The following is a 24,066-nucleotide window of genomic DNA, read 5'->3' as shown; positions in this document are numbered from 1 at the left end:
GGCTCACCCGCCGAGCACGCCCGTCGCCAGCAGCCCGAACAGCAGCACACCGACGGCGATCCGGTAGATCACGAACGCGGTGAAGGAGTGCTTGGCGACGAACCTCAGCAGCCAGGCGATGGAGGCGTAGGCGACCACGAAGGACACGGCCGTGCCGACGGCCAGCGGCGCCGCGCCCGCGCCGGTGCCGAGAGCGTCCTTCAGTTCGTACAGGCCCGCGCCGGTCAGGGCGGGGATGCCGAGGAAGAAGGAGAGGCGGGTGGCCGCGACGCGGTCCAGGTCCAGCATGAGCGCGGTGGACATGGTGGCGCCGGAGCGGGAGAAACCGGGGAAGAGGAGGGCGAGGATCTGGGAACCGCCGACCAGCATGGCGTCCTTGAACGAGGTGTCGTCCTCGCCCCGCTTGTGCCGCCCCGTCCGGTCGGCCGCCCACATCACCCCGCTGCCGGCCACCAGCGAGCCGGCGACCACCCAGAGGGAGGCCAGCGGGCCCTGGATGAGCGGCTTGGCGGCCAGGCCCACGGCGACGATCGGGAGCGTCGCGCAGATCACCCACCAGGCGAACCGGTAGTCGTGGTGGTGACGCTCGTCCTTGTTCACCAGGCCGCGGAACCACGCGGAGACGATCCGCACGATGTCCTCGCGGAAGTAGACCAGGACGGCGGCGATCGCCCCGACCTGGATGACGGCGGAGAACCCCACGACCGCGTCGTCGTCGACCGGGATGCCCATCAGACCCTCGGTGATCTTCAGGTGGCCGGTGGAGGAGACGGGGAGGAACTCGGTCACTCCCTCTACGGCTCCGAGGACGACGGCCTGGCCGACGGAGATGGCGCTCATGGAATCCCGTTCTGCGGGTGGGTCGACGGTGCGGGGCACAGTCCTACCAGCCGCGGGTACGGATCCGGTGCGTCTACGGCCACACGGCGTGGCCGAGGGCGACCCCGGCGAACGCCGCCCCGAGCCCGGCCGCCACGCTCCCGACGGCGTTGGCGACGGCGTACAGCCCCGCGCCGGTCTCGGTGAGCCGCAGGGTCTCGTACGAGAAGGTGGAGTACGTCGTGAGGGCCCCGCACAGCCCGGTTCCCAGGAACAACCGCAGGTCGGGGCCGACAAAGGCGGCTCCGGTCAGTACGCCGAGGACGAGGCAGCCGACGACGTTGACCACGAAGGTGCCCCAGGGGAAGACCGAGTCGTGGCGCGCCTGCACCGCGCGGTCGGTGAGATAGCGGAGCGGGGCGCCGATCATGCCGCCGGCGACGACGACCAGCCAGTTCACGACGATCTCTTACCCTTCGCGTCCGTTTCGCCGTCACGGCCCGCGTACCTGACGACCTCGCACGCGTCGAGGATCACGAGCCCGTCCCCGACGAGTTCGTCCAGCTGCGGCAGGAAGGCCCGGACGCGCTCCTCGGTGTCGACCACGACGACCGCCACGGGGAGGTCCTCGCTGAGGGACAGCAGCCGGGAGGTGTGGATCAGCGAGGAGGCGCCGAAGCCCTCGATGCCGCGGAAGACGCTGGCGCCCGCGAGGCCGGCCGCGTGGGCGCGGTGCACGATCTCCGTGTACAGGGGCCTGCGGCGCCAGGTGTCGTCCTCGCCGACCAGGACGGTCAGGCGAAGGGCCCGGCCGGCGAGCCGCGTCATGGCCGCCTCCCGCGCAGGGCGAGACGGGTCCCGGTGGCCGCGAGCCACACCGCGGTGAGCGCCGCGCACAGGGTCCCGGCCAGGTAGGCCAGGGCCGTGCCCGGCCGGCCCGCGTCGAAGAGTCTCTGCAGGTCGACGGCGTACGTCGAGAAGGTGGTGAAGCCGCCGAGGACGCCGGTGCCGAAGAAGGGGCGGACGAGGCGGTGGACGGTCAGCGCCTCGGTGATCAGCACCAGGAACACGCCGATCACCGCGCAGCCGACGACGTTGACCCAGAACGTCGTCCAGGGAAAGCCGCCGGCCGGCGCGGGCCACCACAGCGAGGCCGCGTAGCGGGCGGCCGCGCCGAGGCCGCCGCCCGCCGCGACGACGGCGACCACCGGGAGCTGTCCCGTCCCGGCGGAACGCCGTGGGGCGCTGCGACGGAGGCTCCGCGCCTCCTGGGCCGTCATGTCGTACGTCTCTCTCCTGCCGGTGCCCGTCACCCCGTCCGCGGGGTGGATCACGGCTGGTCACCAGCGTAGCGCCGGACCATCGCGGATCATGTGGCCCCGGGTGCCGCGCAGACCGCGACGCCCCGCTCCCCCAGGCTGTCCAGGACCACCGGCCGCCGGCCTCGCAGACGCAGGTGACCCAGCGGAGGCCGCGGCGGCGACGGGTGAGGTGGCGGACGACGAGGCTCCTGTCGTCGACGGCGAGGACCTGGGCCGTGCCCGAGGGGCGGAAGGGAGGCGTGCAGGGCGAGGCGGGCGGCGCGGCGGACGACGGGGCCGGCGCGGTAAAGCAGGTCAGCGGGGGGTGGACGCGGGGACCGGCGAGCCGACGGCAGGTGAGGCGGCGGGCACCGGTCTCGGCGACGAAGAGGAAGGAGCCGTCGGCGTTCGGGGCGAGGCGGCCGCGAACTGCGCTCCCTCCGGGACGACTTCGGTTTCCCGGTCGCCGGGCGCGAGGCGCAGCCGGCGTCCGGTGCCGGTGTGTTCGAGAGGTCGCCATCCAGTCCCGTAAGGGGTGGACGCGGCTGGAGACGGTGAAGAAGACGGTTTCCTCGGCCAGGGCGGCGACGTTGCTGCTACCACCCCTTCTCGAACATCCGGGCCACCTCGGCGATGCGCATCTCGTCGCGCCGGTAGTAGGTGCGGCGCCGGATGCGCTTGGCGCGCAGGAGGCCGAGGTCGGCGAGGAGGGAGAGGTGGGTGTCCGCCACCCCGCGGCGCACGCCCAGCTTCGCCGCGACGGTGTCCGCGGTGACGCCGTCCTCGACGAGGTCGCCGTACCGCTGTGTCGGGAAGTGCCGGGCCGGCTCCTTCAGCCACTCCAGGATGTCCAGTCTCCGTACACCCACGGGAGTCCTCAGCATCGTCGTCCCCTCCGTCCCTTCCGTCGGAGCACCCCACGAACCGCGTCTTCCCACTCTTCCGCAGCCGAGACCGCCGCGTCCTGGACTCCCCCACCCTTGGCCGGGATCGAGCACCCTTGCGCTGCCGGGGAGTTCGCCCGGCACGGGTACACGGGCAGGGACCCGGCCGCGGGAAGGCGGCCGGGTCCCTTGGTGTGGAGGTCACGGGGTCAACGGTGGCTGGACCGTGCCCCCCGGGGTCAGCGGTGGCGGAACCACGCCATCGAGGACAGCGCCCTGTCGTCATAGCCGAACAGGGCCTGGTTCTCCCAGCCGTTGCCGGAGGAGGCGTCGGTGGGGTCCCAGCCGTTGCCGGTGACGGCGGTCCAGGTCGCCTCCCAGTAGAAGACACCGAGACCGCGGCCGCCCGGGACGGCCTCCACGATGTTGGCCACGGCGTTCATCCAGGCGAGCTGGCCGGCCGCGGACGCCGGGTAACCGGGGACGAGCTCGGTGGACAGGTCGATGATGTTCTCGTGCGCGTCCTCGCTGTCCAGCCGGAACGGGTAGGCCGTCTCGGCGACGAAGACCGGCTTGCCGTAGCGGGCGGCCGCGTCGTCCAGGGTGGTCTGGAAGTCGTACAGCGTGCCGTGCCAGTAGCCGTAGTACGACAGGCCGATGGCGTCGAACTTCACGCCGTTGGCGACCGCGCTGTCGAACCACCAGCGGGTGCCGGAGAGGTCACCGCCCTTGGCGAGGTGCAGGGCCACGGTCGTGGACGGGTTGACCGCCTTGACCGCGTCGTAGCCGGAGTTGAGCAGCCCGGCGAGCTGCGACCAGTTGGAGGTGGAACCCTCGTTCCACAGCATGCCGCCGTTGATCTCGTTGCCCACCTGGACCATGTCGGCGGTGGTGCCCTGGGCCTTCAGCGCGTTCAGCACGTCGTACGTGTGGTTGTACACGTCCGTCTTGAGCTGGGTGTACGAGTGGCCCGCCCAGGCGGCCGGCTTGCTCTGGGCGCCCGGGTCGGCCCAGGTGTCCGAGTAGTGGAAGTCCACCAGGAGCTTCTGGCCCGCGGCCTTGACGCGCTTGGCGACGGCGAGCACGCGCGCCTTGTTGTTGTAGCCGTCGGCCGGGTTGACCCAGACCTTCAGGCGCGCGTAGTTCATGCCGGCGTTCTTCAGGATGGTGACCGCGTCGCCGGTGGCGCCGGAACCGGTCTTGTAGACGCCGCCCTTGGCCTCGCTCTTGACGAGGGACGAGATGTCGGCGCCCTTGATCGACAGGCCGGTCGTACCGGACGTGAAGGTCAGGTCGTCGACGTTGAGCCAGTTGCCCGCGTTCGCGTCACTGTTGATGCTGATCGTGCACTGGTTGTTCGTCACCGCCACCGGGACGACGATGCGGATCCAGCCGCTGGAGGAGACCGGCAGGTCGGTGCGCTGCTCGGCACCGCCGCAGTTCTTCAGGGCTATGTAGGCCGCGTTCTGGCCGCCGCCGGAGCGCACCCAGGCGGTCAGCTTGTAGCTGCCGTTGGTCAGCCCCGACAGGTACTGGTACGTCTCGACCTTGTACGCGCCGGACGCCCAGTGGCTCAGGCGGTAGCCGCCGCTGTGGCCGCCGGCCTCGGTGAAGGAGGCGGCGTTCTGGCCGGCCGCCGAGTAGGTGGACCAGCCGGCCGGCGTCGCGGTGCCGGCGCCGTCGGACTCGAAGCCGGCGTTGGTGAGCGTGGAGGCCGCCCGGGCGGTCTGCGCGGGCAGGGCGGCCAGGGCGAGCCCCGCGGCGAGCGGCAGCAGCAGGGCTTTGAGCGTGCGTCTGGGATGGAACATCGTCGTCCGTCGTCCCTTCGACGTGATGGGGATGGGGTTTCCCTCGGGGCGAGGGTCCCGGAAGGCTCCCTCGGGGCGAGAGATCCGGACGGGTCCCTCGGGAGCGAGGGGCCGGATGGATCCTGCGGCGCGAGGCCCGGGATGGGCTTCTCTCGGCGCGAGGGCCCGGATGGATCTCCCTCTGGGCGAGGGGCCCCCTCCGCCCGCGGCTCGCGGCTCCACGGGCGAAGGGGGAGTCGGTTCAGCCGTCGAGCCGGACGACCCGGACGGCACCCGCCGGCACCGCGAGGCGGCCGGCGGCGCGCTCACCCGTCAGCAGCTCGGTGCCGGACGCGTCCAGCGGGACCTTGGCGTCGGTGCCGGTGTGGTTGATGGCGAACAGGTAGCGGCCCGCCTCGCCGTCGCGGTGCACGACCTCCACGTCGCGCGGCAGGTCGGCGCGCGGCGCCACCCGGGCGTCCTCGGCGGCCCGGCCGAGCAGGGCGTCCAGGCCCTCGTGGCCGAGGCGGGTGGAGACGTACCAGGCGGTGCCCTCGCCGAGGCGGTGGCGGGTGACGGCCGGCAGGCCGGCGGTGAGGCCGTCGGCGTACGTCCAGACGGTCTCGGCGCCGCGCGGCACCACGAACTCCGTCCACACGTCACCGCTCAGCTCGGACCCGTCCGGGCCGGTGATCCGGACGCTCTCCCCCGCCAGCAGCGGCGAGAACTCCTCCACGGTCAGGCCCAGGACGTCACGCAGCACGCCCGGGTAGGCGCCCTCGTGGACGGCGTCGTGCTCGTCGACGATCCCGGAGAAGTACGACACGACGAGGGTGCCGCCGTTCTCGACGTAGCTCCTGAGGTTGTTCCCGGCCGTCTCCGTCATCAGGTACAGGGCGGGCACCACGACCAGCGGGTAGCGGGAGAGGTCGGCCTCGGGGTGGGCGAAGTCGACGGTGAGGTGGCGGTCGTAGAGGGCCTCGTAGAAGGCGTCGGCGCGCTCACGCGCGTCGTGGTCCTCGCTGGGGCGGTAGTCGAGGCTCTGCGCCCACCAGGAGTGCCAGTCCCACAGGACGGCCACGTCGGCCTCGGTGCGGGTGCCCCGGACGGGGCCCAGCGAGTCGAGGGCTGCGCCGAGTTCGACGACCTCGCGCCACACGCGGGTGTCGGTGCCGCCCTGCGGGACCATCGCGGAGTGGAACTTCTCGGCGCCGCGCCGGGACTGCCGCCACTGGAAGAACATCGCGCCCTCGGAGCCGCGGGCGACGTGCGCGAGGGAGTTGCGGGCCATCTGGCCGGGGGCCTTCGCCGGGTTGCGGGGCTGCCAGTTGACGCCCGAGGTGGAGTGCTCCAGGAGGATCCAGGGGGCGCCGCCCGCGACGGAGCGGGTGAGGTCGGCGGCCATCGCGAGGTTGACGTGCGTGCGGCGGCCGTCGGTGATCAGGTAGTGGTCGTTGCTGACGATGTCGACCTCGCGGCCCCACGCCCAGTAGTCGACGGAGTCGCACTGGCTGAGGGCCGTCATGAAGTTGGTGGTCACCGGGACGCCGGGGGCGAGGCGGTGGAGGATGTCCCGCTCCGTCACGAAGTTCTCGCGCATGGTGGCGTCGGCGAACCGCCTGTAGTCCAGCGCCTGGCCCGGGTTGCCCACGCCGGGGGTGGTGCGCGGCGGGTTGATCTGGTCGAAGCTCGCGTAGCGCTGGCCCCAGAAGGCGGTGCCCCAGGCCTCGTTGACCGCGTCGACCGTGCCGTACGCGGTCTCCAGCCAGCGGCGGAAGTGGGCGGCGCAGGAGTCGCAGTAACAGGCGGAGACGGGGACGCCGTACTCGTTGTGCACGTGCCACATCGCCAGCGCCGGATGGTCGCCGTAGCGCTCGGCGAGCTTGGTGGTGATGCCTGCCGCCGCCGCGCGGTAGTCGGCGTTGCTGTGACAGATCGCGGCGCGGGAGCCGAACTCGTAGCGCACCCCGTCGGCGGTGACGGGCAGCGCCTCGGGGTGCTGCCGGTAGAACCACACGGGCGGGCAGACGGTGGGGGTGCCCAGGTCGACGCGGATGCCGTTCTCGTGCAGCAGGTCGATGACCCGGTCCAGCCAGCCGAAGTCGTACTCCCCGGGTGAGGGCTCCAGGAGGGCCCAGGAGAAGATCCCGACGCTCACCATGGTGACGCCGGCCTCCCGCATCAGCCGGACGTCCTCCGACCAGACACTTTCCGGCCACTGCTCGGGGTTGTAGTCCCCACCGAAGGCGAGCCTGGTGAGGCCCCTGGGGGTGGTCTCCGGCATGGATCTCTCCCGTTTAATCGATCATTTGGGAACGTGCACACACGGTTTTGGCGGTGCGAGCCCAACATAACCGCACAGCAACAACCATTGACAAGTGTCCAGGATGTTTCTCTACTGTGAACGCTCACAGACAGCATGGCAGGGCCTCGCGACGGGCGGGGCCCCAGGACATGCGATCGCATGGCAGGTTCTCGCAGCGGGCGGGAACCCAGGTCAGGGGAGAAACCCATGCCCAACACCCAGCGCCGGCGGCTCTTCAAGGTCGCAGCGTCCGCCGTCGCCGTCACGCTCGGCGCCACCGCCCTCGCCGCGTGCGGCTCGTCCGACGACGACAGCGAAGCCCAGTCGGGGCCGGTCTCGCTGACGTACTGGACCTGGACGCCCGGCATGGACAAGGTCGTGGACCTGTGGAACAAGGGGCCGGGCAAGGAGCAGCAGATCACGGTCACGGTGAAGAAGCAGGCGTCCGGCGACACGCTGGTCACCAAGATCCTCACCGCGCACAAGGCCGGCAAGGCCCCCGATCTCGTCCAGGCCGAGTACCAGGCGCTGCCGACGCTGGTGAGCAATGACGCGCTGGCGGACATCTCGAAGAACGTCGAGGAAGCGAAGGGCAAGTTCGCCGAGGGCGTCTGGCAGCAGACGACGCTGGGCACGGACGCGGTCTACGCGGTGCCGCAGGACATCGGCCCGATGATGTTCTACTACCGCCAGGACCTCTTCGAGAAGTACGGCCTGACGGTCCCGACCACCTGGGAGCAGTTCGCGGAGACCGCCCGCACGCTGAAGAAGAAGGCCCCGGACCTCGACCTCACCACCTTCTCCGCCAACGACTCCGGTCTCTTCGCGGGTCTGGCCCAGCAGGCCGGCGCCCGGTGGTGGACGACCTCCGGCGACAAGTGGAAGGTCGGCATCAACGACGCGGCCTCCCAGAAGGTCGCCGACTTCTGGGGCGGCCTCGTCGAGGAGGGCGCCATCGACAACCAGCCGATGTACACCCCGGCCTGGAACAAGGCGCTCAACACCGGCAAGCAGATCGCCTGGGTCAGCGCCGTGTGGGCCCCGGGCACGCTGACCACCGCCGCGCCGGACACCAAGGGCAAGTGGGCCATGGCCCCGCTCCCCCAGTGGTCGCAGAGCGAGGACGTCACCGGCAGCTGGGGCGGCTCCTCCACCGCCGTCACCACGGACTCCTCGCACAAGGACGCCGCCGCCAAGTTCGCCGCCTGGCTGAACACCGACGGTGACGCGCTCAACGCGCTGGCCAAGGAGGGCGGCATCTACCCGGCCTCCACCTCCGCCCAGCTCAGCGGCGCCTTCACCAACCCGCCGGACTTCTTCTCCAACCAGGCGGACTTCTACACCGTCGCCGCCAAGATCGCGAAGACCACGGCGCCCTCGGCCTGGGGCCCGAACGTGAACGTCGCCTACACCACCTTCAAGGACGCCTTCGGCGCCGCCGCCAAGAACAAGTCGGACTTCGGTGCCGCCCTGGACACGATGCAGGCGGACACGGTCGCCGACATGAAGAAGCAGGGCTTCGAGGTCGCGGAGTGAAAACCGCGGCACACCGGGGGTCGTACGGGGTCGAGGGGGCCCCGTACGCCCACCCGTCTCCCTCCGCCACCGTCGAACGAGCGCGAAGCGCCCCCTACTTGTTCCTCGTGCCCGCGACGATCCTCTTCGCCCTGTTCTTCGCGCTGCCCATCGGGTACGCGCTCTGGCTCAGCTTCCACAAGGTGAAGGTCTCCGGGCTCGGCCTGGGCTCCGGTGCCCGCAAGGAGGTCTGGGCCGGCCTGGAGAACTACACCGCCGCCCTCACCGACAGCGAGCTGCTGGACGGCGCCCTGCGCGTGCTGGGCTACGGCTGCATCGTCGTGCCGGTGATGCTGGGCCTCGCGCTGCTGTTCGCGCTGATGCTCGACTCCGACAAGGTGCGGCTCTCGCCGTTCACCCGGCTCGCGATCTTCCTGCCGTACGCCATTCCCGGTGTGGTGGCGGCGCTGCTGTGGGGCTTCCTGTACCTGCCGGACGTCAGCCCCTTCTACTTCGTGCTCGAACGACTGGGCCTGCCGCAGCCGGACCTGCTCGACGGCGGTCCGCTGTACCTGGCCCTGTCCAACATCGCGGTGTGGGGCGGCACCGGGTTCAACATGATCGTCATCTACACCTCGCTCCAGGCGATCCCGGCCGAGGTGTACGAGGCGGCGAAGCTGGACGGTGCCACCCCGCTGCAGATCGCGCTGCGGATCAAGATCCCGATGGTGGCGCCCTCACTGGTGCTGACCTTCTTCTTCTCGATCATCGCCACGCTCCAGGTGTTCAACGAGCCGACCACGCTGAAGCCGCTCACCAACTCCGTGTCCACGACCTGGAGTCCGCTGATGAAGGTGTACCGGGACGCGTTCGGCACCGGTGACATCTACGCGGCGGCCGCCCAGGCCGTGATCATCGCGCTCGCCACGCTGCTGCTCTCCTTCGGGTTCCTGCGGGCCGCGAACCGTCGCAACAAGCAGGAGGCAGCACGATGAGTTCTCTTGCCGTCCGGAAGGCCTCCTCGGCGGCCGGTGCCACGGGGGCCGACCGGAGCCGTCCGCCGCTGCGTCGGCGGATCGCGCTGGTGCCGACGGTCACGCTGCTGCTCGGCGCGGTCTACTGCCTGCTGCCGGTGGCGTGGGTGGTGATCGCGGCCACCAAGTCCGGCAGTGAGCTGTTCTCCACGTTCACCTTCCTGCCGGGCACGGGCTTCGCCGACAACGTCGGGGACCTCAACGCCTACCGCGACGGCGTCTACTGGAAGTGGATGGGCAACTCCGCCCTCTACGCCGGTCTCGGCGCCCTGCTGTCGACGTGTGTCTCCGCGTTCAGCGGTTACGCGCTCGCGACCTACCGTTTCCGCGGCCGCGAGACGATCTTCAACGTCCTTCTCGCGGGCGTGCTGATGCCGCCGATCATCCTCGCCATCCCGCAGTACCTGCTGCTGGCCAAGGCCGATCTCACGGACTCCTACTGGTCCGTTCTGCTGCCCCAGATCCTCTCCCCGTACGGGGTCTACCTCTCGCGCATCTACGCGGCCGCGGCCGTGCCGGGCGACGTGGTGGAGGCCGGCCGGATGGACGGGGCGGGCGAGTGGCGGATCTTCACCCGGATCGCGCTGCCCATGATGGTCCCCGGACTGGTGACGGTGTTCCTGTTCCAGTTCGTCGCGGTGTGGAACAACTTCCTGCTGCCGTACATCATGCTCAGCGACGACGAGCGGTTCCCGATCACGCTCGGCCTCTACACGCTCCTGGAGCAGGGCGCCAACACCCCGGCCCTGTACACGCTGGTGATCACCGGGGCGTTCCTCGCGGTGATCCCGCTGGTGGCACTGTTCCTGGTCATTCAGCGGTTCTGGAGCCTGGACCTGCTCTCCGGGGCCGTAAAGTCATGACCATGAACCATGCCGGGGGCCGGCGCAAACCGCCGACGATCCACGACGTCGCGCGCGAGGCGGGGGTCTCACGAGGCACCGTCTCGCGCGTGCTCAACGGCGGCCACTACGTCAGCCCGTCCGCCCAGGAGGCGGTCAACGCCGCCATCCGCAAGACGGGTTACGTCGTGAACCGGCACGCCCGCTCGCTGATCACCGGACGATCGGACTCCGTGGGCTTCCTGCTCACGGAGCCCCAGGAGCGGTTCTTCGAGGACCCCAACTTCAACGTCCTGCTGCGCGGCTGCACACAGGCCCTGGCCGCGCACGACATCCCGCTGCTGCTGATGCTGGCCGGGACGGAGGACGAACGGCGGCGCATCACGCGGTACATCACCGCGGGGCACGTCGACGGGGTGCTGCTGGTCTCCAGCCACTCCGGCGACCCGATCGCCGAGGAGCTGCGCGAGGCGGGCGTCCCGCTGGTGGCGTGCGGCAAGCCGATCGGGATCGGGTCGAAGGTGAGTTACGTGGCCGCCGACGACCGGGACGGCGCCCGGGACATGGTGCGCCATCTGCTGGCGCTCGGCCGCCGCCGGATCGGCGTGGTCACCGGTCCGCTGGACACCCCCGGCGGTGTGGAGCGACTCGCCGGTTACCGGGAGGTGCTCGCGGAAGCGGGCGTCGCGTACGACGAGCGGCTGGTGGTCCCCGGTGACTACAGCCGGGCGAGCGGTGAGGCGGGCGCGGAGCGGCTGCTGGAGCGGACCCCGGACCTGGACGCAGTGTTCGTCGCGTCCGACCTGATGGCGCAGGGCGTGCTGGCCGCGTTGCAACGGGCGGGGCGGAGCGTCCCCGGGGACGTCGCGGTCGGCGGCTTCGACGACTCCCCCGCGGCCACCGCCGCCAGCCCGGCGCTCACCACCATCCGCCAGCCCTGGGACCGGATCAGCAGTGAGATGGTCCGGGTGCTGCTGGCCCAGATAGGCGGCGAGGACCCGGCCGCCGTGATCCTGCCGACGGAGCTGGTACGCCGCGAGTCGACCTGACGACGCGCGAGTCCACGGACGCCCCCGTGCGAGCGCGCCGCCCGGCGATCCTGCCCGGCGGCGCGCGCCGCTTCCCCCTGGCCGCCGCCCGCGTGCTTGCTTGTGCTTGCAGTAGTTGCACAGTAAACAAATGGGGTCTTCGGTGTTACCGTGCGGGTATGGCAGCGAAAACGGCCGGCGCGGGCCTCGAGGAACGGTGGCGGGGCATCCTGTCGGTACACGCGCGGACGATGTGCGAGATCGACCGGGTACTGCATCCGTACGGCCTGGGCGCGAGTGACTTCGAGGTGCTCGACCTCCTCGCCACCGAGGCGCCCCGGCAGGGCGACCACTGCCGGGTGCAGGACCTCGTGGACCGGGTGCACCTCAGCCAGAGCGCGCTGTCCCGCCTCATCGGGCGGCTGGAGAAGGACGGCCTGGTGGAGCGCTCCGTCTGCGTGGAGGACCGGCGTGGGGTGTGGGTGGCCCTCACCCCGAAGGGCCGCGACCTGCACGCCGAGGTGCGGCCGCTGCAGCGGGCGGTCCTGGAGCGGATCCTCGGCGGCTGAGCCGCCCCCCTCCGGGGAAGTCACCCCTACGGCCCTTTCCGGGCCCGTCGCGCGGGCCACGCCGGCGCGGCCGCCGGACCTCGGCCGGGGGGCCGATGGGATCTTCGTGTCCGTGATGCGGCTCGGCGGCATCCTCACCGGTGGGCACGGTGTGGGCGTGCTCGCTGGTGAGGATGCCGCCGAGGATGCGGGGCCCGCGGCGCACGCCCGGCAGCGCAGGCCGAGGAGGCCTTCGGCCCGCGGGGGACGCCCGCCCCGGGCTGGGGTCTGCGACTCACCGGACCAGCAGGGTGCGCACTCCCTCCGAGGTCAGCGTCAGCGGGTGGGTGCCGGCCGCGTCGATGGACAGTGACAGTTCGCTCTCCGGCCACTGCGCGGCGAGCGCGCCGAGGGGCACCACTCGGTAGCGGGCGACGCCCGGCAGCAGGTCGGCCATCTCCGGCTCGGAGGTGAACACGGGCACCACGGGCGCGCTGCCGGGCTGCTCCAGCACGGGCAGGGCCAGCGTGCTGGGGTTGGTGACGTCCTCGTCGGTGGCGTCGTCGGGCACGGGCACGAGCACGTCGCAGTGCGCGAGCGTGTCCAGCGCCGTCGTGTCCCCGGTGTCCCGGGCCAGTGCGTCCAGCGCCCGCGCGGCGGGAGTGGCGTTCGAGTCGTGGGCGGGTGTCTCCATGGCAGCTCCCCAGGTAGCGGCGGTCGGGCGGTGCGGCCGGACGGGATCCCCCCGGCCGCGGTCCGGCCTCGCGTACCCGGCCCACGGTGGCTCAATCGCGCCGGCGACGGATCGGCGGTCAGGCCGGTGTCACCCGGCGAGGACGTCGTGGACCGTCGTGACCCGGACCAGCGGCCGGTACAGGTCCATGACCTGCAGTGCCCTGGCGTGGGAGTCGTCGTCGACGCCCGCGCAGGCGTCGGCGACCACGAGTACCTCGGTCCCCGCGTCGGCGGCGGCGAGCGCCGTGGACAGCACGCAGCAGTCGGTGCTGACGCCCGTCAGCACGAGCCGGCCCTCCGGTGCCACGCGGGCGGCGAGGTGCGGGGTCCACTTGCCGAACGTGGGGGCGTCCAGCACGTGGTCGGCCAGGGGCGCCAACTCGTCCGTGAGGCGCCACAGGGGTGCGTCGGGGGGTTGGCGGGCGAAGGGCCACTGGTCGTAGTAGGCGCGCCAGGCGCCGGTGGGCCGCCCGGGGGCGACGAAGCGGGTGAAGGTGACCCGTCCGCCGAAGGCCGGCAGCAGCCGTCGTACGCCTGCCGCGGCCTCGGCGAAGCGGGGTGTGGCCCAGGGGCTCGCGGGGTCGGCGAAGACGTGCTGCATGTCGATGACGGTGAGCAGGCCGCTCGGAGTCATACGGGCTCCACCTCCTCCCGGCGGGGAGCCTTGCCCTCCTGGACACGGATGTCGCGGCGGCCGAGGGCGAGGGTGCCGAGGAAGCCGAGGGCGAGGGCAGCGAGGACGCCGAGGTTGGCGTAGGCCCAGGCGCCGGAGGTGCCGCCGAGACCGAAGGGGCCGAGGAGGTAGCCCTGCCACTCCAGCCAGTCGGCGGAGGCGTTGGTGACCAGTCCCCAGCCGAGGGCGGTGGCGGCGAGGGTGAGCAGCAGCGGCCGGGCCGGTACGTCGCCGTAGCGGCCGTCGGGCCGGAAGAGGTCGGCCTCGTCGTAGTCGCGGCGGCGCAGGGCGAGGTCGGCGAGCATGATCCCGCACCAGGCGGCGATGGGGACGCCGAGCGTGGTGAGGAACCCCGTGAAGGGGCCGAGGAAGTCGTCGGCGAAGAAGACGATGTAGACCGAGCCCGCGATCATCAGGACGCCGTCGAGGAGCGCGGCCAGGGGGCGGGGGACGCGCAGGCCGGCCGAGAGGAGGGCGAGGCCGGAGGAGTAGATGTCGAGGACGGCGCCGCCGACCAGGCCGAGGACGGCGACCACGGCGAACGGCACCAGGAACCAGGTGGGCAGGATCGTCGCCAGCGCGCCGATCGGGTCGGCGGCGACGGCCGCGGAGAGCGTCTCGGAGGAACCGGCGAGCAGCAGGCCGAAGACCAGCAGGAGCAGCGGCGCCAGCGAGGCGCCGAAGGTGGTCCAGCCGGCCACGCCCCGGCCGGAGGAGGAACGCGGCAGGTAACGGGAGTAGTCGGCGGCGGCGTTGACCCAGCCCAGACCGAAGCCCGTCATCATGAACACCAGCGCGCCGATGAACTCCTGGGCGGAGCCGGCGGGGATCGCGCTGACGGCGCTCCAGTGGACGTGGTCGGCGACCAGGGCCACGTAGACCAGCGTCAGCACGCCCGTCACCACCGTGATCACGGTCTGCAGGCGCATGATCAGGTCGAAGCCCATGACACCGACGACGACGGTGAGCGCGGCCACCACGATCAGCGCGACGACCTCGGTGCCGGTGCCGCCGCCCCAGCCGAGCCGGTCGAGGACGGTCGCCGTGGCCATGGCGGCGAGGGAGACGAGGACCGTCTCCCAGCCGACGGTGAGCAGCCAGGAGACCGTCGACGGCAGGCGGTTGCCGCGGACGCCGTGGGCGGCGCGGCTGAGGACCATCGTCGGCGCGGAGCCGCGCTTGCCGGCGACGGCGACGAACCCGCAGAGCAGGAACGAGAAGACGATGCCGGTCACTCCGGCGACCAGGGCCTGCCAGAAGGAGATGCCGAAGCCGAGCGCGAACGCGCCGTAGCCGAGTCCGAGGATGGAGACGTTGGCGCCGAACCAGGGCCAGAACAGCGTGCGGGGCGTGCCCCTGCGTTCGGTGTCCCTGATGACGTCGAGGCCGTGCGCCTCGACCTTGAGCGGCCGGTCCGCCGGCGTGGTGCCCGGGTGGTCCGTCATCGTCGACCTGCCTGTCTGGACGGGGCCGGCCCCGGTTTCGGATGTGACCGGGGCCCTGATGTGAGGGGCGCGATGCTCGTGGTTACCCGGAGAAGTCCTACCCGACACATTCCCCCGTGATCCACGGGGACGGGGACAGGAAAGGGGAAGCAGTCATGGCCCGTACGACCAGTGCCCGCGAGGTGGTGGACGCCCTCGGGGACGTCCGCTCCCGGCCGGCAAGGACGAGTTGATCGACGCGGCGCAGCGGGCGGGCGCCTCCGGAGAGGTCGTCGCGGCTCTGCGCGGCATCCCGCCGGAGGAGTACGCCAACCGGGACGAGGTCGCCCGGTCGGTGCGCGTGGATCCGGCCTCCGACCTGGGGCTGAGTCCGGCGCAGCGCGCCGAGCAGGCCCGTGCGGGCGGCCGGCCCGGCCAGTCGCAGCATCTGCGGGAGGCACCCGCGCCTCCGGTGCAGGAGGAACTCGATCAGTGACGCACGACCCGGGACACGCGGCTCGTGACACACGACGCCTGACGCACGACCCGTGACACGTGGCATCCGACGACGACGGAAGGAGCCCTCTTGGTACGCGAGGCGAGCGGACGACCACACCCCGACTACACCGACCGGCACGAGGAGGTCTTCCGGGCCCTCACCGCCGCCGAGGAGCGACACGGCGGTGAGGGGATCCACCTGGAGGAGATCTCCCGGCTCGCCGGTATCGGGCCCGAGGAGACGCGGGGCCTGCTGGACGAGCTGACGCGGGAGCACCGGCTGGTGACCGAACTGGCGGGCACCGACCGGCCGGACCTGGGACCGCGGTTCGGGACGAAGCCGCGACTGTGAGGGCCACCGCCGCGGCCCCGCGCCGCCGTGGCCCTCAAGTCGTGTGCCGTCGGGCCGACTCGTTCTCCTGGGCCATGCGGCGGAGCGCCATCAGGGCGGGTTCCAGGAGGACGGTCAGCAGCAGGGCGCGCTCGGCCGTCTCCAAGGGGTCGGTCAGGCCGTCGAGTCGGTCGAGGTCGAGCACGGCGGTCCGCTCGGCGAGGCGGGCGTAGGGCAGCAGGGCGTGCCGGTCCAGAGGGACGCCGAGCGAGCGCAGGGTGGTCAGGGTCTCGGCGAGGGTGGCACGGGCGGGCGCCGACCGGTGCACGTCCCAGCCCAGCTCCCTGACGAGCGCGTCGACCTCCTCCGCTTCCGGTGCCTTGCCGGCGGGGTCCTCGGTCTCCGGTGCCTTCCCGGCGGGCCGCCCCGGTGTCTTCTCGGCGGACTTCTCGGACAGGCGGACCGAGCCGAGGGTGAGGCCCAGCAGGCGGTGGGGGTCCCCGGTGTGCTCCTCGATGGCGCCCAGCACCTCGCGGGTGGTGCTCACGGACAGCCCTCGTACGCCGGTCAGCGCGCGGACGAGACGCAGCCTGCGCAGGTGCTGGTCGTCGTACTCGGCCTGGGTCGCCGAGGTCTGCCGGCCGGGCGGGAGGAGCCCTTCGCGGAGGTAGTACTTGATCGTCGTCACGGAGACGCCACTGCGGCGGCTCAGTTCGGAGATGCGCATCGGGACGGCTCCACTCTGGCTATTGGATACCGTCACTGTCTAACATGGATAGCAGAGGTATCCAATACGTCTCCGACGAAGGGGAGTCGCCCCCATGCCCACCCTGCGCTGGACCACCGTCAGCACCCCCGCACCGGACACCGAGGCGTTCGTCATGGCGTCCCGGCTGGAAGTCCGCTCCCTCAAGGACGTCCCCCGCTTCTTCCTCCAGTCACTGGCCGCCTGGAAGCAGGTCACCGGCGCGCCCGGCGCGTACGGCGCCTCCCTGATCGCGCAGCCGCTGAAGCGCACCTTCTGGACGGTGTCCGCATGGCAGGACAGAGAGGCGCTCTACAGGTACGCGAAGGCCGAACCGCACCGGTCGATCATGAACGGCCTGCGCTCCACGACGAAGGAGTCGGCCTTCACCTTCTGGCAGGCCCCGGCGGCCGATCTGCCCATCGACTGGACGGACGCCCGGCGCCGCCTCGCCGAACAGGCACGCACCGACTCCTGACCGGCCCCGCACCGCGGAAGACCCAGGACCGCCAACTTCACCTCGGTCGACGTCACTTGAGGCGGGGAACCACGGCACCACCGGTCCGGCCCGGATCCCGCCCGGGACCGCACAGGTGGGCACTTGAATGATCGAATGAGCATGGGGATAACATACGAGCGCCACCTAGCTCGAAAGAGATACCTGTGACTGTCAACGAGGACTCGTTCACCAACTGGAAGAACCGCGAGGAGATCGCGGAGTCGATGATTCCGATGATCGGCAAGCTCCACCGGGAGCGGGACGTCACGGTCCTGCTGCACAGCCGCTCCCTGGTGAACAAGTCGGTGGTCAGCATCCTGAAGACGCACCGCTTCGCCCGGCAGATCGCCGGCGAGGAACTCTCGGTCACCGAGACGTTCCCCTTCCTGCGGGCCCTCACCACGCTCGACCTCGGCCCCTCCCAGATCGACATCGGCATGCTCGCCGCCACCTACCGGGCCGACGACCGCGGCCTGTCGGTGGAGGAGTTCACCGCCGAGGCCGTCGCCGGCGCCACCGGCGCGAACAAGATCGACCGCCGCGAACCGCGGGACGTCGTGCTGTACGGCTTCGGACGCATCGGGCGGCTGGTCGCCCGCCTCCTCATCGAGAAGTCCGGCTCCGGCAACGGTCTGCGGCTGCGGGCCATCGTGGTGCGCGGCGGCGGCGGCCGGTCCGCCGAGGATCTCGTCAAGCGCGCCTCGCTGCTGCGCCGCGACTCCGTGCACGGCCAGTTCCAGGGCACGATCACGGTGGACGAGGCCACCAGCACGATCGTCGCCAACGGCAACGAGATCAGGGTGATCTACGCCGACGACCCGACCGCGGTCGACTACACGGCGTACGGCATCAAGAACGCCATCCTCATCGACAACACGGGCAAGTGGCGCGACCGCGAGGGCTTGTCCAAGCACCTGCGTCCCGGTATCGACAAGGTCGTGCTGACCGCGCCGGGCAAGGGCGACGTCCCGAACATCGTTCACGGCGTCAACCACGACACCATCAAGCCGGACGAGCGGATCCTGTCCTGCGCCTCCTGCACCACCAACGCGATCGTCCCGCCGCTGAAGGCGATGGCGGACGAGTACGGCGTGCAGCGCGGCCACGTGGAGACCGTGCACTCGTTCACCAACGACCAGAACCTGCTGGACAACTACCACAAGTCCGACCGGCGGGGCCGGTCCGCGCCGCTGAACATGGTCATCACCGAGACCGGCGCCGCCTCCGCCGTCGCCAAGGCGCTGCCCGACCTCAAGGCGAGGATCACCGGCAGCTCGATCCGGGTGCCGGTGCCGGACGTGTCGATCGCGATCCTCAACCTCCAGCTCGCCCGGGAGACCACCCGCGAGGAGGTCCTCGACCACCTGCGTGAGGTCTCCCTGACCTCGCCGCTGAAGCGCCAGATCGACTTCATCAGCGCCCCCGACGCGGTCTCCAGCGACTTCATCGGCTCGCGCCACGCGTCGATCGTCGACGCCGGTGCCCTGAAGGTCGAGGGCGACAACGCGATCCTCTACCTCTGGTACGACAACGAGTTCGGTTACTCCTGCCAGGTCGTGCGCGTCGTGCAGCACGTCTCCGGGGTGGAGTACCCGACGTACCCGGCGCCGAGCGCCTGACCGGCGGTCCGGCCCGCCCGGTCGGGGGCGGGCCGGACAGGACCCCTCAGTCCGACGCCGTCTCCGGGCGGCCCGGCGCCGACCAGTGGGTGTGGAAGGCGCCGGGGCGGTCGGTACGGCGGTAGGTGTGCGCGCCGAAGAAGTCGCGCTGGCCCTGGAGGAGGGCGGCGGGCAGACGGTCGGCGCGCAGCGTGTCGTAGTGGGCGAGGGCCGCGGAGAACGCGGGGACGGGGATGCCGCGGCGGGCGGCGGAGGCGACGGTCTCCCGCCAGGGCACCTGCGCCTCGGCGATCTCCGTGCCGAACTCCTTCTCGGCGAGCAGGCTGACCAGCTCCGGGTCGGCGGCGTACGCGGTGCGGATGCGGTCGAGGAAGGAGGCGCGGATGATGCAGCCGCCGCGCCAGATCCGGGCGACGGCACCCAGGTCGATCTTCCAGCCGAACTCCCCGGCCGCGTCCTGGATCATCTTCCAGCCCTGGTCGTAGGCGATGACCTTCGAGGCGTACAGGGCGTGCTCGACCTGGGAGGTGAAGCGCGCGGCCTCCGTGCGGCTGAGCGGGGGCGTGGTTCCGCCGGGCAGTCCGGCGTACGCGGCGCGCAGGTCGCTCTGGCCGGAGGCGGCGCGGGCGAAGGTGGCCTGGGCGATGGCGGTGACCGGGGAGGCCAGGTCCAGGGCCGTCTGCACGGTCCAGCGGCCGGTGCCCTTCTGACCGGCGGCGTCCGCGACGACGTCCACGAACGGCAGGCCGGTGGCGGCGTCGGTGTGGGCCAGCACCTCGGCGGTGATCTCGATCAGGTAGGAGCCCAGCCGGCCCTCGTTCCAGGTGCGGAAGATGCCGGCGATCTCGGCGGGGCGGTAGCCGGCCACCTGGCGCAGCAGGTCGTACGCCTCGGCGATGAGCTGCATGTCGGCGTACTCGATGCCGTTGTGGACCATCTTGACGAAGTGCCCCGCTCCATCGGTGCCCACATGGGCGGCGCAGGGCTCCCCGCCGACGCGGGCGCTGATGGACTCGAACATCGGGCCGAGCACGTCGTACGACTCGGTCGAGCCGCCGACCATGATCGACGGCCCGTTGAGGGCACCCTCCTCGCCGCCCGAGACGCCCGTGCCGACGAAGTGGATACCGCGCTCGCGCAGGGCCTCCTCGCGGCGACGGGTGTCGGCGAAGTGGGCGTTGCCACCATCGATGATCATGTCGCCGGGCTCCAGGAGCGGGGCGAACTCGTCGATCACGGCGTCCGTGACCGCGCCCGCCTGCACCATGATCATCAGGCGGCGGGGGCGTTGCAGCGCGGCCACGAACTCCTCGGCCGTCTCCGCGGGGACGAACGCGCCCTCGTGCCCGAACTCCGCGACGAGCGCGCGCGTGCGGCCCGCGCTGCGGTTGTGCACGGCGACGGTGTGGCCGTTGCGGGCGAAGTTGCGCGCGAGGTTGCGGCCCATCACGCCGAGGCCGGTGACGCCTATGGCAGCGGTTGCGTTCATGAGGTACGTCCCTTGTATCGGTGGCGCGGTCGGGGCGGGCGGCCCCTCGTGCCACCAGGTACGGCCCGCGAGCCCGTTCTTCTCGATGCCGGGCCGAAGAGGGGGCGTGTTTCTCGACGTCCTGCGGGCCGTCCCGCTCCCGCGGTCCGCTCGGCGACGGGCAGGTCCGGGCGGGCAGCGCCGGGGGCTGCCCCAGGGCGGCGGGTCCGCGACGACGACCGGCCGCTGACCGCCCGAGGGCCGAGCGCACGGGCCGGTGTTGAGGAGAAACCGCCGTTCGGGGGCGGGCCGGCCGGGGCATGCTCGCCTGCGGGGCGGCCGTCGCCGTGCGGTGGCGTGCCGGGCCCCGGACTGGCTCGGGAACAAGGGGGGAAGATTCCATGGGTTGGACGAGTGAGGAGTTCGGGGACTCCCACGAGGGCATCGCCGGCGCGGTCCTCGCCGACGGCAGCGAGCCCAAGCCGGTGTACCTGGACTTCGGCAGCGGCGCCCACGGCGGGCTGGAGACCAGCGAGTGGTGGGCGTACGACGGGCAGCTGCGGCGGCCGAGGGCGGCCTCCTACCGCGCGGCGTGCGCGTGCGGCTGGCGGGGCGAGACCCGTCCGATCGACTGGGAGCGGCTGCCGGACGGCCGGCTGTACGACCTGGACACCACCCTCGCCTACGGCGACTGGAGCGAGCACTTGCGCGCCGTCGAGCGTCGGACCGTACCGCTCCCGGACGAGGTCACCGACCTGATCGACCGGCTGGAGGACCAGCTGGCCACCCTCGCGGAGCGGGCGCCGGTGGCCGCCCTGCGAGCGGTGGCCACACTGGAACGCCTGCTTCCCGACATCGGCCAGGAGGCGGCCCAGGCGGTCCAGGACGACGATCTGTCCTGGGAGTCGGTCGGCACCGCGCTGGGGATCAGCCCGGACCGGGCCCGCTCCCTCCTCACCCGCTTCCTGTTGCACCACTGAGCCCGCCGGACCGGGCGCCCCCGCCGGGCCGGGTCGGGTCGGGTGGGTCGGGTCGGTGGGAGACCGTCGGACGGGTCTGCCTCTCCGGTGAGACCACCCGCGAGGTCTGCGAGGAGACCATCGGGCGGGGGTCCTTGGTGAGACCATCGGGCGGGGGTCCTTGGTGAGACCACCGGGCGGGATCCCCGGTGAGACCACCGGGCGGGGCCATCGTGAGACCGCCGGGGGGCCTCGGTGAGACCGGCTGGCAGGCTCCGTGTGTGGCCGAAGCCACGCCGTCGGTGGGGGTTCGGCCATGTCGGTCCGCGGGGGCCGCGGGCTACCGTTTCCCTTCAGCTTCCAGCTCCCCCTCAGCCCGTTTCCCGTACCCAGCTCGGACGGCCCCCAGTGCGCGCAGACCTCTCCCCCCTCATCGCGGCGACCGCCCAGTGGCTGACGCGGGCCTACCCGGCCTCGGGCGGCGCGCTGGCCTCGGCCCTGTGCGAGGTGCAGGCGCGCCAGGCGGTGACCGTCGCGGCCTGGCTGCGGTACCCCACGGTGATGGACGCGGCACTGGTCGGCATGGCGGGCCCGGGCGGCTCGGCCAGGCTGGACTGGATCAGCGGCGCGGAGTCGGACGAGGAGGCCTGGCGCAGCTGGGTCGACGAGGTCGTGGCGAGCTGGGCGGCCTGTCTCCTCGTCGACCCGGAGCTGGCCGAGCTGGCCGTGGCCGCCCTCGACGGCGGTGACCACACGACCGGGCTTCCGGTGGAGTTCCGCCGCCTGGTCGCTCCCGACGCCGGTGACCGCCGGGCAGCGGCCCTGCTCCGCCACCCCGATCTCCTCGCCCCGGTCGCCGAACTCCACCAGGGCCAGCTCCTGGACCTGCTGGGGCCGGGACAGGCGCTCATCGCCTGAGGGGCCGGACCGACACGGCGGGCGTGACCGGCTGCGGGTGACGGGGCCGACGCGCCCAGGTGGTTCATGGGTGGGGCCCGCGGCGGAAGCCTGCCGGTCAGACGGGTCACCCAGTCATCCGGTCCTCCGCGTGCCGTGGACGTGCCCGATGCGCGCCACGTCGCCTTCCACAGCGGCCAACACGGCGGCGGATTCGTACACCGTGGCCAAGTGTCACCGCGCCTCTTGTACACGCGGTGAGCTCGTCGCGGCCATCGGAGCCACGACCGCCACCTTCAGCGCTCTGGTTCTTCTTCTCTGCGTCGGCCCGGTCGGGGCCGCCCCCGACCACACCCGCGGTGACCCGCCGGACAGCGGCACGCGTGTCGGCGCCGGCCGGTGAGACGCCCAGGGGCGTCGCGACCTGACGCCATCCGGCGGCCGTCCCGCCGTCCCAGGCCTCAGGCAGCCGTCTCCAGGGCCTCGCGGCCCGGTACCTCCTCGCCCGGAGTCGGCAGGGCCACCGGGCGCGGGGTGCGGCGGGTGCGGAGCAGGAAGCCCGCTCCGATCGTCGTGGCGATGAGGAGGCCGCCGGTGACGAGGGCGCCGCGGGCGCCGGCCAGTTCCATGAGGAGGCCCAGGGCCGGAGGGCCGCCCAGGCTCCAGACCGTGCCGATGCTGCTCCACACGCCGAGCACACGTCCGCGCAGGTGGGCGGGCGGGTCGGTCTGCAGGACGGCGGTACCGGCGGTGTCGGAGACGGACTCCACCACGGCCATGGGCAGGACCATGATCAGCAGTACGGCCAGCGACGGGGACAGCCCCGCCGCCACCTGGAGCAGCCCGCCCGCAGCCGCCAGGGCGCCCACGGTCCGCACCGAGGGCTTGCGCAGCCGGGCGCCGAGGACCGCGCCGAGGATGCCGCCGACGGCGAGGACCGTGGAGACGGTGCCGAACGCGCCCGCCCCGCCCGCGAGCGGCCCGGTGACGAGCACCGCGAGGGTGAGCCCGTAGTTCCGCCCGAAGACGCTGCTGACGCCGGTGATGCTCGCGAGCGCGACCAGGCGGGGCCGGCGGGCGACGTAGAGCAGGCCCTCCCGGACGGTCAGGCCGGCACGCCGGTCGCGCTGCCGCGGAATCAGCGGTTTGCCCGCCCCGGCCCGCCGGCCGGCGCCCACGGACCCGCCGGTACCGGCGCGCCCTGCCGCGCCGTACGCGGGCCGCAGGAACGGGATGACCGCGGTCACGAAGAGGAAGGACAGCCCGTTGGCCGCGTAGGCGGCGCCCGTGCCGAGGAAGCCCACCGTCACGCCGGCCAGCGCCGCGCCGGCGAGCCGGCCCGCGTTGTGGACCAGCGCGCCGACGCCGATGGCGGACGGCACGTCCTGGACGGGCACGAGGTCGTTGCCCAGCAGGGCGCAGGCCGGCCCGTCGACGGTGGCGATCGTGCCGGTGATGGCGGCCAGCACCATCAGCGTCGTCATGTCGAGCCGGTCCAGCGCGACGAGCACGGCCGTGGTGAACGCCACCGCGCCGAGGAGTGCCTGGCTGACGGCGGCCGTCAGCTTGAGCGGCCAGCGGTCGACGGCGGCGCCGCCCAGCAGGCTCATGAACAGGGCGGGGGCGGCCTGGACGGACATGGACAGTCCGGTCGCGGCGGCGGAGCCGGTGATCTCGAGGACGAGCAGGTTCTGGACCGTGAGCTGCATCCAGGTGCCGGCGTTCGAGAGGAAGTTCGCGACGGACCACCAGCGCATGCTGCGGTACCTCAGGGACCGCCACGGCGAACGCGACGCCTTCCCGCCAGAGGCGGGGGTGGGGGCGCCGACGGTGTTCGGGGCAGGGCGGGGTGCGGAAGCGGGGGCAAAAGACACAGTGCGGTACCCGAGGGGGAGCGGACGTCACAGGGGCAGCGGAACCGGGGAACGCCGGCTGCGCTGCGCGGCCACTCCACCTACTCGGTTACGGCGCCGACCATGGTGGCAGACGGGGCAGGGAAGCGGGGGGGGGGGGGGGGGGGGGGGGGGGGCGGCCGCGCCGCCCCCCCCCCCCCCCCCCCCCCCGCCGTTCCGCTCGCGCGACGCGTCGGGCCGAGGCCTGTGCGACGCCCCCGGCCAATTCAGCGAACCCCGCAAAGCCCGCGCGCCCGCGCATA

Annotated in this window: 24 protein-coding genes; 11 read left to right on the top strand and 13 right to left on the bottom strand. The window is 72.2% G+C overall.

Translation table 11 applies throughout. The annotated features are described in order from the left end of the window. Nucleotides 1-3 precede the first annotated feature (3 nt). From ACIBBD_RS16835 to ACIBBD_RS16805, 7 genes are all read right to left on the bottom strand, one after another. Entirely contained in the window at nt 4-840 is an 837-nt protein-coding gene (locus ACIBBD_RS16835; RefSeq protein WP_399420160.1) for an undecaprenyl-diphosphate phosphatase, read from the bottom strand. A 73-nt stretch (nt 841-913) separates the two neighbouring features. Beyond that, nucleotides 914-1,279, bottom strand: coding sequence for a fluoride efflux transporter CrcB (gene crcB, locus ACIBBD_RS16830; protein WP_399420159.1), 366 nt, complete (start codon nt 1,277-1,279; stop codon nt 914-916). After that, a complete protein-coding gene (locus ACIBBD_RS16825; protein WP_399420158.1) occupies nt 1,276-1,647 on the bottom strand; it encodes a DUF190 domain-containing protein in 372 nt (123 codons plus the stop codon). Before ACIBBD_RS16825 ends, crcB (ACIBBD_RS16830) begins: the two co-directional genes overlap by 4 nt. Continuing rightward, nucleotides 1,644-2,099, bottom strand: coding sequence for a fluoride efflux transporter CrcB (crcB, locus tag ACIBBD_RS16820; protein ID WP_399420455.1), 456 nt, complete (start codon nt 2,097-2,099; stop codon nt 1,644-1,646). Before crcB (ACIBBD_RS16820) ends, ACIBBD_RS16825 begins: the two co-directional genes overlap by 4 nt. 617 nt (nt 2,100-2,716) lie before the next feature. Next, nucleotides 2,717-3,004, bottom strand: a complete 288-nt coding sequence (locus ACIBBD_RS16815) for an ArsR family transcriptional regulator (protein WP_399420157.1) — start codon at nt 3,002-3,004, stop codon at nt 2,717-2,719. Nucleotides 3,005-3,243: 239 nt separating this feature from the next. Beyond that, nucleotides 3,244-4,812 (bottom strand): arabinogalactan endo-beta-1,4-galactanase, encoded by a 1,569-nt coding sequence (locus ACIBBD_RS16810; protein ID WP_399420156.1) that lies wholly within the window; start codon nt 4,810-4,812, stop codon nt 3,244-3,246. A 241-nt stretch (nt 4,813-5,053) separates the two neighbouring features. Continuing rightward, nucleotides 5,054-7,075 (bottom strand): beta-galactosidase, encoded by a 2,022-nt coding sequence (locus ACIBBD_RS16805; RefSeq protein WP_399420155.1) that lies wholly within the window; start codon nt 7,073-7,075, stop codon nt 5,054-5,056. Nucleotides 7,076-7,303: 228 nt separating this feature from the next. Here ACIBBD_RS16805 and ACIBBD_RS16800 point away from each other — a divergent pair, with 228 nt between their 5' ends. The 5 genes from ACIBBD_RS16800 (at nt 7,304) to ACIBBD_RS16780 (ending at nt 12,084) form a co-directional block, all read left to right on the top strand. Next, nucleotides 7,304-8,632 (top strand): ABC transporter substrate-binding protein, encoded by a 1,329-nt coding sequence (locus tag ACIBBD_RS16800; RefSeq protein WP_399420154.1) that lies wholly within the window; start codon nt 7,304-7,306, stop codon nt 8,630-8,632. Next, entirely contained in the window at nt 8,629-9,606 is a 978-nt protein-coding gene (locus tag ACIBBD_RS16795) for a carbohydrate ABC transporter permease (RefSeq protein WP_399420153.1), read from the top strand. The genes ACIBBD_RS16800 and ACIBBD_RS16795 overlap by 4 nt, the downstream gene beginning before the upstream one ends. Further along, a complete protein-coding gene (locus tag ACIBBD_RS16790; RefSeq protein ID WP_399420152.1) occupies nt 9,603-10,508 on the top strand; it encodes a carbohydrate ABC transporter permease in 906 nt (301 codons plus the stop codon). Before ACIBBD_RS16795 ends, ACIBBD_RS16790 begins: the two co-directional genes overlap by 4 nt. Then, nucleotides 10,505-11,536, top strand: coding sequence for a LacI family DNA-binding transcriptional regulator (locus ACIBBD_RS16785; RefSeq protein WP_399420151.1), 1,032 nt, complete (start codon nt 10,505-10,507; stop codon nt 11,534-11,536). Before ACIBBD_RS16790 ends, ACIBBD_RS16785 begins: the two co-directional genes overlap by 4 nt. A gap of 158 nt (nt 11,537-11,694) precedes the next feature. Continuing rightward, on the top strand, nt 11,695-12,084 hold the full coding sequence (locus ACIBBD_RS16780) for a MarR family winged helix-turn-helix transcriptional regulator (RefSeq protein ID WP_399420150.1): 390 nt from the start codon (nt 11,695-11,697) through the stop codon (nt 12,082-12,084). Between the two features lie 274 nt (nt 12,085-12,358). Here the strand turns inward: ACIBBD_RS16780 and ACIBBD_RS16775 are convergent, their stop codons facing one another. The 3 genes from ACIBBD_RS16775 to ACIBBD_RS16765 form a co-directional block, all read right to left on the bottom strand. Further along, nucleotides 12,359-12,757, bottom strand: a complete 399-nt coding sequence (locus ACIBBD_RS16775; RefSeq protein WP_399420149.1) for an SseB family protein — start codon at nt 12,755-12,757, stop codon at nt 12,359-12,361. A 129-nt stretch (nt 12,758-12,886) separates the two neighbouring features. Next, nucleotides 12,887-13,432: a cysteine hydrolase family protein gene (locus ACIBBD_RS16770; protein ID WP_399420148.1), complete on the bottom strand. Its 546-nt coding sequence runs from the start codon at nt 13,430-13,432 to the stop codon at nt 12,887-12,889. Then, the gene (locus ACIBBD_RS16765; protein WP_399420147.1) at nt 13,429-14,916 is read right to left on the bottom strand and encodes a purine-cytosine permease family protein; all 1,488 of its coding nucleotides are present in this window, start codon (nt 14,914-14,916) and stop codon (nt 13,429-13,431) included. Before ACIBBD_RS16765 ends, ACIBBD_RS16770 begins: the two co-directional genes overlap by 4 nt. A gap of 229 nt (nt 14,917-15,145) precedes the next feature. Here ACIBBD_RS16765 and ACIBBD_RS16760 point away from each other — a divergent pair, with 229 nt between their 5' ends. Then, complete coding sequence (locus ACIBBD_RS16760) at nt 15,146-15,391, top strand: DUF2795 domain-containing protein (protein ID WP_399420146.1); 246 nt, start codon at nt 15,146-15,148, stop codon at nt 15,389-15,391. 90 nt (nt 15,392-15,481) lie between these two features. Continuing rightward, a complete protein-coding gene (locus tag ACIBBD_RS16755; RefSeq protein WP_399420145.1) occupies nt 15,482-15,745 on the top strand; it encodes a hypothetical protein in 264 nt (87 codons plus the stop codon). A 34-nt stretch (nt 15,746-15,779) separates the two neighbouring features. On the opposite strand, the gene ACIBBD_RS16750 is transcribed toward ACIBBD_RS16755, so the two are convergent. Next, nucleotides 15,780-16,451 carry a MerR family transcriptional regulator gene (locus ACIBBD_RS16750; protein WP_399420143.1) on the bottom strand — a complete coding sequence of 224 codons (672 nt, stop codon included), beginning with the start codon at nt 16,449-16,451 and terminating at the stop codon, nt 15,780-15,782. Nucleotides 16,452-16,545: 94 nt separating this feature from the next. On the opposite strand from ACIBBD_RS16750, the gene ACIBBD_RS16745 reads away from it, so the two are divergent. Beyond that, nucleotides 16,546-16,947: a DUF3291 domain-containing protein gene (locus tag ACIBBD_RS16745; RefSeq protein ID WP_399420142.1), complete on the top strand. Its 402-nt coding sequence runs from the start codon at nt 16,546-16,548 to the stop codon at nt 16,945-16,947. 185 nt (nt 16,948-17,132) lie between these two features. Then, nucleotides 17,133-18,587 (top strand): glyceraldehyde-3-phosphate dehydrogenase, encoded by a 1,455-nt coding sequence (locus ACIBBD_RS16740; RefSeq protein WP_399420141.1) that lies wholly within the window; start codon nt 17,133-17,135, stop codon nt 18,585-18,587. Nucleotides 18,588-18,633: 46 nt separating this feature from the next. On the opposite strand, the gene gndA is transcribed toward ACIBBD_RS16740, so the two are convergent. Then, entirely contained in the window at nt 18,634-20,076 is a 1,443-nt protein-coding gene (gndA, locus tag ACIBBD_RS16735; RefSeq protein WP_399420140.1) for an NADP-dependent phosphogluconate dehydrogenase, read from the bottom strand. A 380-nt stretch (nt 20,077-20,456) separates the two neighbouring features. On the opposite strand from gndA, the gene ACIBBD_RS16730 reads away from it, so the two are divergent. Together ACIBBD_RS16730 and ACIBBD_RS16725 are read left to right on the top strand one after the other, a co-directional pair. Continuing rightward, a complete protein-coding gene (locus ACIBBD_RS16730; protein WP_399420139.1) occupies nt 20,457-21,035 on the top strand; it encodes a hypothetical protein in 579 nt (192 codons plus the stop codon). A gap of 387 nt (nt 21,036-21,422) precedes the next feature. Continuing rightward, nucleotides 21,423-21,932: a hypothetical protein gene (locus ACIBBD_RS16725; protein WP_399420138.1), complete on the top strand. Its 510-nt coding sequence runs from the start codon at nt 21,423-21,425 to the stop codon at nt 21,930-21,932. A 440-nt stretch (nt 21,933-22,372) separates the two neighbouring features. On the opposite strand, the gene ACIBBD_RS16720 is transcribed toward ACIBBD_RS16725, so the two are convergent. Next, the gene (locus ACIBBD_RS16720) at nt 22,373-23,668 is read right to left on the bottom strand and encodes an MFS transporter (RefSeq protein WP_399420137.1); all 1,296 of its coding nucleotides are present in this window, start codon (nt 23,666-23,668) and stop codon (nt 22,373-22,375) included. Nucleotides 23,669-24,066 lie beyond the last annotated feature (398 nt).

The sequence above is a fragment of the Streptomyces sp. NPDC051315 genome (genome assembly GCF_044455165.1).
Lineage (GTDB): Bacteria > Actinomycetota > Actinomycetes > Streptomycetales > Streptomycetaceae > Streptomyces.
Note: the sequence above shows the minus strand (reverse complement) of the source record. Positions and strands in the feature narration are given on the sequence as shown.